The organism is Ruegeria sp. F5, assembly GCF_056533845.1.
The window spans coordinates 123,112-135,987 of the sequence record NZ_JBQFOU010000003.1; the positions used below are offsets into that span (position 1 = coordinate 123,112).

Annotated in this window: 15 protein-coding genes and 1 pseudogene; 10 read left to right on the forward strand and 6 right to left on the reverse strand. The window is 59.1% G+C overall.

All coding sequences use genetic code 11. From position 1 onward, the window contains the following. The first annotated feature begins 1 nt into the window (after position 1). Complete coding sequence (locus ACR0K1_RS05500; protein WP_480610853.1) at positions 2–1,888, forward strand: AMP-dependent synthetase/ligase; 1,887 nt, start codon at positions 2–4, stop codon at positions 1,886–1,888. 25 nt (positions 1,889–1,913) lie between these two features. Then, positions 1,914–3,074, forward strand: coding sequence for an ABC transporter substrate-binding protein (locus tag ACR0K1_RS05505; RefSeq protein ID WP_480849151.1), 1,161 nt, complete (start codon positions 1,914–1,916; stop codon positions 3,072–3,074). 56 nt (positions 3,075–3,130) lie between these two features. Here the strand turns inward: ACR0K1_RS05505 and rpsI are convergent, their stop codons facing one another. Both rpsI and rplM read right to left on the reverse strand, forming a co-directional pair. After that, complete coding sequence (rpsI, locus tag ACR0K1_RS05510; protein WP_480595761.1) at positions 3,131–3,616, reverse strand: 30S ribosomal protein S9; 486 nt, start codon at positions 3,614–3,616, stop codon at positions 3,131–3,133. Between the two features lie 6 nt (positions 3,617–3,622). Continuing rightward, on the reverse strand, positions 3,623–4,081 hold the full coding sequence (gene rplM, locus ACR0K1_RS05515; RefSeq protein WP_039536983.1) for a 50S ribosomal protein L13: 459 nt from the start codon (positions 4,079–4,081) through the stop codon (positions 3,623–3,625). A gap of 241 nt (positions 4,082–4,322) precedes the next feature. Here rplM and ACR0K1_RS05520 point away from each other — a divergent pair, with 241 nt between their 5' ends. Further along, complete coding sequence (locus tag ACR0K1_RS05520) at positions 4,323–4,688, forward strand: hypothetical protein (protein WP_480610848.1); 366 nt, start codon at positions 4,323–4,325, stop codon at positions 4,686–4,688. A 3-nt stretch (positions 4,689–4,691) separates the two neighbouring features. Here ACR0K1_RS05520 and ACR0K1_RS05525 read toward each other — a convergent pair whose 3' ends face one another. Then, positions 4,692–6,095, reverse strand: a complete 1,404-nt coding sequence (locus ACR0K1_RS05525) for an aminotransferase-like domain-containing protein (protein WP_480610845.1) — start codon at positions 6,093–6,095, stop codon at positions 4,692–4,694. Between the two features lie 99 nt (positions 6,096–6,194). Here ACR0K1_RS05525 and ACR0K1_RS05530 point away from each other — a divergent pair, with 99 nt between their 5' ends. Continuing rightward, positions 6,195–6,422: a DUF1127 domain-containing protein gene (locus tag ACR0K1_RS05530; protein ID WP_480849154.1), complete on the forward strand. Its 228-nt coding sequence runs from the start codon at positions 6,195–6,197 to the stop codon at positions 6,420–6,422. Between the two features lie 58 nt (positions 6,423–6,480). Here the strand turns inward: ACR0K1_RS05530 and ACR0K1_RS05535 are convergent, their stop codons facing one another. Beyond that, the gene (locus ACR0K1_RS05535; RefSeq protein ID WP_480610840.1) at positions 6,481–6,924 is read right to left on the reverse strand and encodes a PaaI family thioesterase; all 444 of its coding nucleotides are present in this window, start codon (positions 6,922–6,924) and stop codon (positions 6,481–6,483) included. A 49-nt stretch (positions 6,925–6,973) separates the two neighbouring features. Here ACR0K1_RS05535 and ACR0K1_RS05540 point away from each other — a divergent pair. The 4 genes and pseudogenes from ACR0K1_RS05540 to gluQRS form a co-directional block, all read left to right on the forward strand. Continuing rightward, positions 6,974–7,768: pseudogene (locus tag ACR0K1_RS05540) on the forward strand (enoyl-CoA hydratase); the annotation flags it as partial. 261 nt (positions 7,769–8,029) lie between these two features. Continuing rightward, a complete protein-coding gene (gene trmFO / locus ACR0K1_RS05545; RefSeq protein WP_480610838.1) occupies positions 8,030–9,370 on the forward strand; it encodes a methylenetetrahydrofolate--tRNA-(uracil(54)-C(5))-methyltransferase (FADH(2)-oxidizing) TrmFO in 1,341 nt (446 codons plus the stop codon). 37 nt (positions 9,371–9,407) lie between these two features. Then, positions 9,408–10,022 carry a class I SAM-dependent DNA methyltransferase gene (locus ACR0K1_RS05550; protein ID WP_480849157.1) on the forward strand — a complete coding sequence of 205 codons (615 nt, stop codon included), beginning with the start codon at positions 9,408–9,410 and terminating at the stop codon, positions 10,020–10,022. Beyond that, on the forward strand, positions 10,019–10,897 hold the full coding sequence (gluQRS, locus tag ACR0K1_RS05555) for a tRNA glutamyl-Q(34) synthetase GluQRS (protein WP_480610834.1): 879 nt from the start codon (positions 10,019–10,021) through the stop codon (positions 10,895–10,897). Before ACR0K1_RS05550 ends, gluQRS begins: the two co-directional genes overlap by 4 nt. Before the next feature lie 54 nt (positions 10,898–10,951). Here the strand turns inward: gluQRS and hisI are convergent, their stop codons facing one another. Beyond that, on the reverse strand, positions 10,952–11,341 hold the full coding sequence (gene hisI / locus ACR0K1_RS05560; RefSeq protein WP_480610832.1) for a phosphoribosyl-AMP cyclohydrolase: 390 nt from the start codon (positions 11,339–11,341) through the stop codon (positions 10,952–10,954). A gap of 48 nt (positions 11,342–11,389) precedes the next feature. Here hisI and ACR0K1_RS05565 point away from each other — a divergent pair, with 48 nt between their 5' ends. Together ACR0K1_RS05565 and ACR0K1_RS05570 are read left to right on the forward strand one after the other, a co-directional pair. Further along, positions 11,390–11,842, forward strand: coding sequence for an iron-sulfur cluster assembly scaffold protein (locus ACR0K1_RS05565; protein ID WP_480610829.1), 453 nt, complete (start codon positions 11,390–11,392; stop codon positions 11,840–11,842). Positions 11,843–11,901: 59 nt separating this feature from the next. After that, positions 11,902–12,540, forward strand: a complete 639-nt coding sequence (locus ACR0K1_RS05570; protein WP_480849160.1) for a MarC family protein — start codon at positions 11,902–11,904, stop codon at positions 12,538–12,540. A gap of 186 nt (positions 12,541–12,726) precedes the next feature. On the opposite strand, the gene ACR0K1_RS05575 is transcribed toward ACR0K1_RS05570, so the two are convergent. After that, positions 12,727–12,849 carry a hypothetical protein gene (locus tag ACR0K1_RS05575; protein WP_480610823.1) on the reverse strand — a complete coding sequence of 41 codons (123 nt, stop codon included), beginning with the start codon at positions 12,847–12,849 and terminating at the stop codon, positions 12,727–12,729. Positions 12,850–12,876: the final 27 nt, after the last annotated feature.

Genomic DNA, 12,876 nt, shown 5'->3' on the forward strand with positions numbered 1-12,876 from the left:
AATGGACGCAAGCCCCCTGCCCCCACAGATCAACATCAACGGCGTTCAGTTCAACGCAACTCCCGGGCAGCGCCCGTTGCGGGTGGATGGCTGCACCACCATTTCCGAACTGTTCCAAAGCCGCTGCACTGAGTTGGGCGACCGGACAGCGCATCGAGAAAAAAACCTGGGGATTTGGAAGTCCTATTCGTGGACCGAGTACTGGCAACATGCCAAGTGGATCGGCCTCGCCCTGCGGAAACTTGGCCTGCAACGGGGTGAGGTCGTTTCGATCCTGTCCGAGGATCGCAAGGAATGGGCATGGTTCGACATGGGCATCCAGTGTGTCGGCGGCATTGCCTCGGGCGTCTACACGACGGATTCCGCCAGTCAGTTGAAATACGTGATCAACGACAGCGACAGCCGGGTCCTGATCGTCGAAGACGAAGAGCATCTGGACAAGTTTCTTGAGATTGAGGACGACGTTCCCGGCCTGCTCAAGGTCATCATCCTGGAAGACGAAGGCCTGCACGACCTAAACCACCCGCGTTGTATGATGATCGGCGAACTCTACGCGCTTGGAAAACAGGCCGAGGCCGAAGACCCGGGCCGGTTCGAGGCCGAGATCGCGCTGGCAAAACCGCAGGACACCGCGCTGCTGGTCTACACCTCGGGCACAACGGGCCAACCCAAGGGCGCAATGCTGAGCCATGAGAACATCCTCGCCGCCATAGAATCCGGGGCCCGGTCCCTGCCTGCGCTGGCCAGTGACGAGCAGCTGTGTTTCCTGCCGCTGTGCCACATCCTCGAACGCGACGTGTCCATCTATTTCCCGCTTGCTGCCCGGTGCACCGTGAATTTCGCCGAAAGCCCGGAAACCGTGTTTGCGAACCTGCAAGAGGTCTCACCCACTACATTCACCGCCGTTCCACGCGTTTGGGAGAAAATCTACGCCCATGTTCAAATCCTGACGCAGGACGCGACGCGGCTGGGGCGTCTGGCCTTTGGGCTGGCACTGAAAGCGGGGTTTGCGCGGGCGGAATATCTGAACTCCGGGAAACCGGTGCCCGCTTTGGTCGCGGCGCGATTTTGGGTCTGGGACCATCTGGTTCTACGCAACCTGCGCCGGATGCTGGGCATGGACAAGATGCGTCGGGGCGGCTCGGGGGCCGCGCCGATTTCGGTGGATTTGCTGAAATGGTACTGGGCAATTGGAGTCCCTCTGGTCGAAGGGTTCGGGATGACCGAAACGGCGGGGCTGGCCACGCTCAACACCACCGAAGACAACCGGGTCGGGTCCATTGGCAAAGCCGTGGCGGGCACGGATATCCGTATCTCGGAGGACGGTGAAATCCAACTGAAAGGGCTGAACATCTTTCAGGGCTACTGGCGCAACAACGCCAAAACTGCCGAGACCTTCACCCCCGACGGATGGCTGCGCACCGGTGACATGGGACGCATCGACGAGGATGGGTTTGTCACTATCACCGGTCGCATGAAAGACATCATCATCACCGCAGGCGGCAAGAACATCACCCCGTCCGAAATCGAAAGCCGCCTGAAGTTCAGCCATTACATCTCGGACGCGGTGATCATCGGCGACCAGCGCAAATACCTGACCGCCCTGATCATGATCGATCAGGAGAATGTCGAGAAGTTCGCGCAGGACAGGAAGATCCCCTTCTCAAACTTCGCCTCCCTATGCGCGGCGCCGGAAGTCAACGGTCTGGTCGGGGCCGAGGTTGATGCCGTAAACGCCGAGTTCGCGCGGGTCGAGCAGATCAAGGATTTCCGACTGATCAACGTCCTGCTGACCGCCGAGGATGACGAACTGACCGCGACAATGAAACTGAAACGCGGGTTGGTGGAAAAGAAACACGGACATCTCATTGAAGAGATGTACAGTTAGACTGGAAAGTACCGGGAGGAGAATAATGAGCAATCTGTTAAATAGCCTTGCTGCCGCAACGACCCTTACGGCATCCGCCACGCTGGGTTGGGCGGAAACCCAAGGCGTGTCCGACGATGAAATCGTGATCGGGTCTGTCAACGACCTGAGCGGTATTTTCGCCGCCGTGGGCGTTCCGGCGACCAAAGGCGCGAATGTCGTCTTTGACCGTGTCAATGCCGAGGGCGGCGTGCATGGCCGCAAGATCCGTTATGTTGTCGAGGATAACGGCTATCAGATGCCGCGCGCGATGCAGGGCTATAACAAGCTGCTGAACCGCGACAAGGTGTTTGCGATGCTGCAGTCGCTGGGCACTCCGATGAACCTTGCCGGGTTCAAGCTGTTGGACCCCAAGGGTATTCCCAATGTCGCCCCTCTGACCGCAGCGCGGCAAATGCTGCAGGAGCCGATGAAGAACAAGTTCACCTCGTTCTCGACCTATTATGATCAGGCGCGGATCGGGGTGAAGTATCTGAACGGTGAGTTCGGATCACAAACCGTCTGTATCATGTATCTGCCCACCGATTTCGGTGAAGAAATCCTTGAAGGCAGCAAGGCCGGTGCCGAAGAAGCTGGCATCACCTTTGGCGCAGAGACCACCCATAAGCCGGATGAGACGGATTTTGTCGGCTCTCTGAGCAAGCTCAAAGAGGAAGGCTGCGATATCGTTACGATGGCCTTGGGCGTGCGACAGGCGATCACCGTGGTTGGGACGGCAAAGAAAATGGGCCTGAACGATATGAAATTCCTTGGCACCTCGGCCAGTTTTCTGACCGTGGTGGCGCAGGTACCCGGTGGCGTGACGGATGGGTTCTATGCCGCTGCCTCATGGCTGGACCTGTGGGCGCGCGCCGAAGAGCCCGCCCCGGCTGCATTTATTGCTGAATACAAAGCGGCCACGGGCGAGGACCCTGTCGGTTTCTCAATGCTGGGCTATTCCGCTGCCGAGATGATGGTCAAAGCCTTGGAGGCTGCAGGCCCCGATCTGACCCATGACAGCTTTATCGCCGCGATGGAGTCGCTGGACTACACCGACGAGCTGGTTGGCAACCACATCACCTATGGGCCTGACGACCACCAGGGCGCGGATACGGTATTTGTCAGCGTCGTCGAAAACGGGGCGTGGAAACTGGTTTACGAAGAATAACCCAAAGAAAAAGGGCTCGCGATTGCGAGCCCTTTCAAATTTGTATTCCGCAACGATTAACGCTTCGAGAACTGGAACGAACGACGCGCTTTGCGCTTACCGTATTTCTTACGTTCCACAACGCGGCTGTCGCGGGTCAGGAAACCAGCGGCTTTCAGAGCGCCGCGCAGGTTGGGATCGTACAGTTGCAGCGCTTTCGAAATGCCGTGCTTGACCGCACCAGCCTGACCGGTCAGGCCACCGCCTTTGACGGTTGCGACAACGTCGAATTCGCCTTCAACACCAGCAACCTGGAACGGCTGGCGCAGGATCAGCTGCAGAACGGGGCGTGCGAAGTACACGTCCTGATCTTTGCCGTTCACGGTGACCTTGCCGGAACCCGGCTTGATCCACACGCGGGCAACAGCGTCTTTACGTTTGCCGGTGGCATAGGAACGGCCCAGCTCGTCACGTACGGGTTCACGCACGATGACTTCTTCGGCCACGGTTTCAACGCCTGCGACGGCGCTCAGCTCTTCGAGAGTATTGATCTGATCAGCCATCGGTCATTAGCTCCGGGTGTTTTTCTTGTTCATGGACTTGACGTCCAGAACTTCGGGCGCTTGCGCCTCGTGGGGATGCTCGGCACCGGCGTAAACGCGCAGGTTGGTCATTTGCTGACGCGCCAGACGGTTGCCCGGCAGCATGCGCTTGACGGCCTGGGTCACGACGCGCTCGGGGTGTGCGCCCTCGAGGATCTGCTGCTTGGTGCGCGATTTGATGCCGCCCGGGTGGCCGGTGTGCCAGTAGAAGTTCTCTTCACGCTTCTTGCCGGTCATCTGGATTTTGTCAGCGTTGATCACGATGACATTGTCGCCCATGTCCATGTTCGGGGTGAACGACGCTTTGTGCTTGCCACGCAGGCGCATGGCGACGATCGAGGCAAGACGGCCCAGAACAACGCCCTCGGCGTCGATCAGGATCCACTTTTTGTCGATGTCTGCAGGTGTTGCAGAAAAGGTTTTCATGGCAGGATAGTCCTGTTTGATGTGAAAGACCGCCCCAAAGGCGGAGCGGCCCGAATTCGATGGAGCGTATTTAGAGGGGCTGGGTTTTCGCGTCAATACACGCAGATATGTTTTTATATAGTAATTACAAATGTTTATAAAATAGGTATTATTTTACCCCATGAATTTGCACCTGCAATTGCCCAATCCGAAGCCACCGCTGGTATAGTCGCCGCAGGATTTCTGAAGAAGGAGCGTTTCTGTGCAGGATTTGAAACAGACCATCGCGGATTACGGCGCGGCGTGGCAGGAAACGGACGGCGACAAAAGGCTTGGGCTTTTGAAACGTTGCTTTGAAGAAGATGGGAGGTATGTCGATCCGACGGCTGACGTGAAGGGACTGGAGAATTTGTCGGTTCATATCGGCGAGGTTTTGGACTCTTCCGGTGGGCGTGTCGAACTCACCAGCCAGCCCAGTGTGCATCATGATGTCGTTCACTTCACTTGGCACATGGTCGATGCGATCGGGATTGAAATGGTATCCGGTCACGATTTCATTCGGCTGGGTAAGTCGGGCAAGATCGCTCATCTTGCCGGTTTCTTTGGCAATCCGCCGTCCCTGGGCTAAGGTCTAAACGCTGATCTGTTCCGGCGGGTTGTCCAGCAGCGCGCGCAACCGCTGCATCGCATCTTCGAACCGTTCAAGCGAGACATGGCCGTTCATCGCGATACGGATGGCATTTGGGGCGCGACCGTCGCGCAGGGCAAACTCGTCGGCGGACCTGAGTTGTATCCCTTCCCGTTCCGCCGCGCGGCTGAAAGCGGCGGCGCGCCAGCCGGATGGCAGGTTCAGCCAGACAAACGGCACATCCGGGGCCCAGTTCAGATCGAACCCGCCCAAGGCGTTAACGGCAACCCGGACGTATTCGCCCATCTTCTTTCGCACGTCTTTGGCAATCTGCTGGGTGCGGGGGTCGGACAGCATCAAGCGGGTTAGCTCGGCCAAGGGCTGCGCCAGACCGAAATACCCGTATTCGGCGGACCGCCGCAGGTCCACGCTGCGTTCACGGGGCGCAATCGCAAAGCCCACACGCAACGCAGGCGTCAGGGTTTTCGAGATCGACGACACGTGCCAACCCCGCTCGGGTGCTAATGCGCGATAGCTGGGCTCACGGGCATCGCCCATTCGGTAACAGTCGTCCTCAATGATCTGCACATCAAAGCGGCGCGCGATCTCGACAACCTCTTTCCGGCGTTCGAGCGGCGAATGCGAACCGGTCGGGTTCTGAACCTCGGGCGAGACGCATACGGCCTGTGCCGGTGTCTGGCGCAGGACATGTTCCATGGCCTTGGGATCGATGCCCCATTTGTCCATCTTCACGCCGACAACTTCAGCGCGCATCAACTCGCCCGCCCGGCGGAATCCTGCATAAGACAGATCTTCGACCAGAACGATTGGTTTCGCGCCGCGCAGGATCGTCTGGAAGACCAGGCACAGCCCGTTCTGCCCGCCATGAGTCAGAACGATATCGTCGTGGGACAAGGGCCCCAGTGGCAGGTCGGACAGCCAGTCAACTACAGATTGCCGCATGGGTTTATAGGCGTCGCGCGTTGGGTAATTCAGAAAAAGCCCCGGATCGGACTGAGAGACTTTCTTCAGGCACTCGCGGATCAGGGCCACCTGCCCCACATCCGCAAGCCGCGGGCTGAACAGGCTGACACTGGCGTCGTATTTGTCATCGCGCAGATGCAGCTGCCTTGCCCAGACATCGTCCAGAATTGGCGATTTTGGCGGGGCGACAAATGTACCACGCCCGACCTCGGCGTTCAGCAAACCCTCATCCGTCAGAATCGTGTAAGCGCGGGCGACGGTGCCCGGCGTGATTTGTAACCTATACGCAAGTTCCCGTACCGGAGGCAGCTTTGTGCCCACCTCCAGCAGTTTGTTATCTATGGCTTTTCGTATCGTGTCAGCGACCAGAGTGTACTTCGGTCCCTTGGATTTTGGCAGTGCTTCCGGCCAAATTGTATCCATTACAATTCTTCCTTTGATTCTGACACAATTTCGAATGTATCAAACACATGTACCGAACATTTATACTTTGTGTCAATACAATTTGAAAGGAATACCCAGATGACACGCACAATGCACAACCCCGCCCTCATGCTGCTGAACGACGGTCCACGGCTGCCGCTGATCGCTGCGCTGGCCGTGCGGTTTGCGGCGGTCGTCACGCAATGGGAACGCCGTCGGCGAAGCCGCATTAACCTGAGTCACCTTGACGACAGGCTGCTGGAAGATGTCGGGATTACCCCGCATCAGGCCCGGCGCGAAGTGAAGCGTTACTTTTGGATGGTCTAACGATCCCCAGTCCCAATTTTGGGACCTCTTCCTGGCCGGGGCTTGTCCCCGGCCTTTTTTATCCGAATCGGGCGGCTGCGGACCCGGCGGGTGGAATCGAATAGGTCATGCTGGCCCGCGCGACCGGCTCGTCTGCCCCTTCCGAAAACATCAGAACATCCCCGACGGCCAGTGTCCGGCCAAGTTTCAGCAACTTGCATGTGGCGATCATGTCAGCGCCGCCTTTGGGTTTGCGCAGAAAGTCCAAAGAGCTGCTGGTCGTGACCGCCAGTGACTGCCGGCCTTTTCGCGCCAGAACCATCGCATAGACACAGACATCCGCCAGACCAAATATCGAGGGGCCGGACACAGTGCCGCCGGGTCGCAAATGACGGTCTTCGACCACAAGGCGCATGGTGATGGTGTCTTCGGTCAAATCTTCAATGACGAAGTCCTTGTGAACCTGCGGAAATACCTCGATCAGGTATTGTGACAGTTCGTCCTTGTTCATCGCCAAAGCCATGCTTCCCCTCCTTCAATTCCCGCCCTAGAGTTGGCCCAAACGCCAGCAGGAGGGCAAGATGGCAATTTTGGAACGTAACGACACCGGTGCGGTTGCGCATTTGCGGATGAATGCGCCGGACCGGCTGAACGCCCTCAGCGACGAGATGCTGGCCGCCCTGCAGGATGAACTTGATGCGCTGCGCGAAGACGGCTCGATCCGCGCTGTTGTCCTGTCAGGGGCTGGCAAGGCTTTTTGTGCGGGACACGATCTGAAGCAGATGACCGCTGGACGGCAATCCGAAGACGGCGGAAAGGCCTATTTTCAGGACCTTTTTGCACGCTGCACCAAGGTGATGATGTCGATCCGGTCCCTGCCGCAACCGGTGATCGCCCAGGTCCACGGAATCGCCACCGCGGCGGGGTGCCAACTGGTGGCCACCTGCGATCTGGCTGTGGCCGCAGAAGGTACGCGCTTTGGCGTGAACGGGGTGAATATCGGCCTGTTCTGCTCGACGCCCATGGTGGCGCTCAGCCGCAACATCCCCCGCAAGCAGGCGTTTGAGATGCTGACAACGGGCGACTTCATCCCAGCCGAACGTGCGGCGGAACTTGGCCTTATCAACCGCGTGGTCCCCGAGATGCTGTTGGAACATGACACCAATACGCTTGCCACGCAGATCGCGGAAAAGCTTGCCGTTGCAGTGAAAATCGGGAAACAGGCATTTTATCAGCAGCTGGAAATGCCCATCGAGCAGGCCTATGGCTTTACGGGCGAGGTAATGGCACAGAATATGTTGTACCGCGATACCGAAGAAGGCATTTCCGCCTTTATCGAAAAACGTCCGCCCAATTGGTCCCAATAACGCAATTGTTTTGTACGTTTTTTGCCACTGTCGTCATTTTTTCACTTTTCAAATAGGCGGCACTGTGGCAAATCTAGGTCGAAGCTTGGGCTTCGAACACTCTTATGGGTCGTCGTGGGCGGAAGGTCCCTCCAGCTGGTCTCTCTCACCGGCGTTATCATTCCCGCAGCGGCGACCCCAAGAACCTTCCCTGAAATAAGCGATGATTTATGCAGAGCAGTCCAGTTGCGTTGACCTGAGCTGTGTCCTATGTGGCACCCTATGACACAGGAATTGCACATCGTGGGCGGCGGCATGGCCGGGTCCGAGGCCGCATGGCAGGCCGCTGAAATGGGCGTGGATGTGGTGATCCACGAAATGCGTCCCAAAGTGGGCACCTTTGCGCATCAGACCGGCAATCTGGCCGAGATGGTGTGCTCGAACTCGTTCCGCTCGGACGATGACGAACAGAACGCCGTTGGCCTGCTGCATTGGGAAATGCGCGCAGCGGGTGGGTTGATCATGACCACCGCCGACGCGCATCGCCTGCCCGCTGGTGGCGCATTGGCCGTTGACCGCGATCCGTTTGCCGAGGACGTGACAGCCAGGCTGCATGCCCATCCCCGCGTCTCGGTCACGGGGGAAGAGGTCACATCCCTGCCCGATCAGGGCAATTGGGTTTTCTCCACCGGCCCCCTGACCTCTCCGGCGTTGGGCGAAGCGATCCGGGCGGAAACCGGGACGGATGCGCTGGCTTTTTTCGACGCCATCGCCCCAATCGTGTATGCCGACAGCATCGACATGAGCAAAGCGTGGATGCAGTCACGGTATGACAAGGGCGAGACCGAGGAAGAACGCACCGCCTATCTGAACTGTCCCATGGACCGCGATCAGTACGAGGCATTCATCGACGCCCTGCTAGTCGCAGACAAGACCGAGTTTCACGAAGGCGAGACAGCGGGGTATTTCGACGGCTGCCTGCCGATCGAAGTGATGTCGGAACGCGGGCGGGAAACCCTGCGGCACGGGCCGATGAAACCGGTGGGGCTGACCAATCCGCACCAGCCGGATGTCAAACCTCATGCGGTGGTTCAGTTGCGGCGCGACAATGCATTGGGCACCCTGTTCAACATCGTCGGCTTCCAGACCAAGATGAAATACGGGGCCCAGACCGAGGTGTTTCGTATGATCCCCGGACTGGAAGACGCCAGCTTCGCGCGCCTTGGGGGTATTCACCGTAACACGTTCATCAACTCGCCCACTCTGCTGGATGCGCAGATGCGGCTGAAATCGAAGCCGAATATTCGCTTTGCCGGGCAGATCACCGGCGTTGAGGGCTATGTTGAAAGTGCCGCGATGGGGCTTTTGGCGGGCCGTCTGGCCGCTGCCGAGATCCTGGGACGCAGCTTGCCAGAGGTCCCGCAGGACAGCGCCATGGGCGCGTTGATCCATCACATCACCGGCGGGGCCGAGGCCAAGACCTTTCAGCCGATGAATGTCAACTTCGGCCTGTTCCGCCCTGTGGACGGGTTGAAAGGCGGTCGCCGGGGCCGCAAGGACCGGTACAAGGCCTATACGGACAGGGCAAAGGCAGAATGGACCGATTGGCTCGCGAAGTGCTGACTGGACGTGTTGCGCCGCGGCGGCGTAACATACCGGCATGAGCGACGATTTTTTCAAGAAAACCTACGACCTTGAAAGCCCCGAGGACACGCGCGACCACTACCAGAAATGGGCCGCGTCTTATGAAAATGAGGTGGCCGAGCAAGGCTACGTGACGCCGGGCCGCGTGGCGCAGGCACTGTGGTCCAAGATGCCCAAGGCACAAACGCCGATCCTTGACTATGGCTGCGGGACGGGCCTGTCTGGTCTGGCCCTGCGCGCAGCCGGGTTCGAGGTTATCGACGGCATGGACCCCACCCCCAACATGCTGGAAGCCGCCGCCGCCAAAGGCGTCTACCGCACATTGACCGGCTTTGAGATCACCGATCCCGAGCCGTTGAAACAGGGAGCATATGACGCGATCACCGCGATTGGCGTCGTTGGCTCGGGGGCCGCCCCGCCTGAAACCTTTGATCTGCTGATGCACGCGCTACCCAAGGGCGGCTTTCTGGCGCTTTCCTTTAATGATCATACGCTTGCCGACCGTTCCTATACCTCACGTCTGAACGACTGGCTGGATATGGGAGCCGCCCGGCTGCTGTTCCGCGAATATGGGCCGCACCTGCCCGGGATGAACATGAACTCTGATGTGTATGTGCTAGAAAAGACGTGACTTTTATCACCCGGTTCGCGCCGTCGCCAACTGGCCCGCTGCATCTGGGCCACGCCTATTCTGCACTGCTGGCCAGCGATATGGCCGTGGCCGAGGGCGGAGAGTTCCTGCTGAGGATCGAAGATATCGACCGATCCCGCGCGCGCCAGCAGTGGGAAGATCAGATTTATGACGATCTCGACTGGTTGGGCCTGTGGTGGCCCAAGCCTGTGCTGCGCCAATCAGAGCGGTTACAGGACTACGAACAGGCGCTGGACCAACTTTGGGAGCTTGGGCTTCTATACCCCTGTTTTTGCAACCGAAAAGACATCGCCGCCGCCGCTGCCGCCCCGCAAGAGGGTGCGCCGATGCACGGACCGGATGGCATCATCTACCCCGGCACCTGCAGGGTTCGGTCTCAGGAAACGGGCGATCATCGTTCGCAACGGCCCACGGACCAGCCGCTGAGGCTGGACATTGCCAAAGCCGCGCGTTTGGTGTCGCACGTCGCCAGCGGATTTCACGAACTCGGCGCAGGCGCAAACGGTGAAACAGGCAGGATCACATTCTCGCCCGAAGAACTGGAAACCACCATCGGCGACGTCGTGCTGTCCCGCCGGGGGATGGGCACCTCTTACCACCTGTCCGTGGTGATCGACGATGCCGCACAAGGCATCACCCGCGTCGTGCGCGGTCAGGACCTGTTCGAAGCGACGCGCATCCACGTGCTGCTACAGGCAATACTCAGCCTTCCGACGCCCGAGTTTTTCCACCACGAACTGGTCCGCGACGAGGCTGGCAAACGCCTTGCAAAAAGGGACGATGCCCGCGCCATTTCAAAATACCGCGCCGAAGGGGCGACGCCGCAGGACATCCGCGCCATGGTCGGCCTCTGACCCGTCTTCATCTTTTCAAAAATACTCTCGCCGAAGGCATGGCGCTTGCGCCATTCAGTCCATCGGTTTCATCAACTTGACCTCAGCCCCATCCCGCACCGCAGTGTAGAAACAGGTGCGACGGTTCGTGTGACAGGCCGGGCCGGTCTGGCGCACCAGAACCAGCAGGCAATCCCGGTCGCAATCGACGCGGAAATCGAGCAACTCCTGCACATGGCCCGAGGTTTCGCCCTTGATCCAGAACGCCTGGCGCGACCGCGACCAGTAGGTCACGCGCCCGGTCTCCAGCGTGCGCTCGACTGCTTGCGCATTCATCCAGGCCATCATCAGCACTTCGCCGGTCGCTTCGTCCTGCGCGATGGCGGGGATCAACCCGGTCTCATTATATTTCAGCGTAGCTGGGTCGAACGTGACGGTGTCAGACATGACAAAAACCTTTTGCATCCCGTGGGCTGGTCACTATGTATGGGGAACACGCAACGAGGGAAAGCCATGAGCGGCGAGAACGACCTGATCAAGCTGTATTCCGGACGGATTTTGGCGCTGGCGGCGGATATTCCGCATCTGGATCGGCTTGAAAACCCGGATGCAACAGTCAAGAAACGGTCACCCCTTTGCGGATCGACCGTAACGGTTGACGTGAACGTGCAGGATGGCCGTGTTACCGGATTTGGGCAGGACGTAAAGGCCTGCGCGCTGGGTCAGGCCTCGGCTTCGGTTGTCGGCGACGCTGTGATCGGCGCTACACGGGCGCAGGTTGAAACAGCGCGGGATCAACTGGCCGCGATGTTGAAACAGGGCGGCCCTGCCCCGGACGCGCCGTTCGATGGGCTCGAAGTGCTGATGCCCGCGCGCGAGTACAAGAACCGCCACGCCTCGATCATGCTGGCGCTGGATGCGACGGCCGAGGCGATGGAGCAGGCCGAGCAGGCCAATTGCGCCTGAACGTGGCGTTTTAGGGCAAACCCGTCTAACCTTCGCCCAATATTGGGGGAAGTTCGGGTTTGAACGATTTACTGGAACATTTTGTAACGCTTTGGGTCGTCATCGATCCCATTGGCACCATGCCCGTCTTCATCGCCGTTACCGCCGGGATCGAGGCATCAGCCCGCCGTCGCACCGCCCTGCTGGCTGCCCTTGTCAGTGCCGGCGTTTTGCTGTTCTTCCTTGTCTTCGGCCAATTGCTGATCGAGGCGCTGGATATCGGGCTAAACTCGTTCCAGGTGGCCGGTGGGATCATCCTGTTCCTGTTCGCGCTGACGATGATCTTTGGCGAAAGCAAGCAAGAGGTCGAGCAGCGTCAGGCCGAAGAGGACGCGGAAGACAAGATGCACAAGCAGAACCCGGCGATTTTCCCTTTGGCGGTGCCGTCGCTGGCCTCGCCCGGTGCGATGCTGGCGGTTGTGATCCTGACGGACAACAACCGGTACAGCGTCGCGGATCAGGGGATTACCGCCCTGGTGATGCTGTCGGTTCTGGCGATCGCCTTTGTCCTGATGCTACTGGCCGAGCCAATCATACGTCTGATCGGTCATTCCGGCGCGGCCATTATCAGCCGAGTGATGGGCATGATACTGGCCTCGGTCGCGGCAAACTCGGTCCTGTCGGCGATGCTTGAAATAATCAAAACCGGGCAGCTTTGAGAAAAAACCGCCGCACCTTCCGGGCGGAAAGGGCGGCGGCAGGTAATGCGTTTCTCGTGTGGGGTCCGGAAGACCGCGCGGGGCCGAGGCATGGCCCCTCAAGGGGTGTGGGACAGGCAGGTCACCCTTGACTGAAATGGGAAGACACGCGCGGTTTGATCGGCACGAGAGCGCAGGCAGAAAGGCTTAGAACCCGACAGGCATGTGAAGCGCGACCATCAGGATCACGACCAGCGACACCACACCGGCTGCATCCTGCAGGATGGTCGATTGCGAACGGTTGAACGCGGTCTTGATCTGGGTCAGCATGTGTCACCTCCGGTCAGCGATTTAATC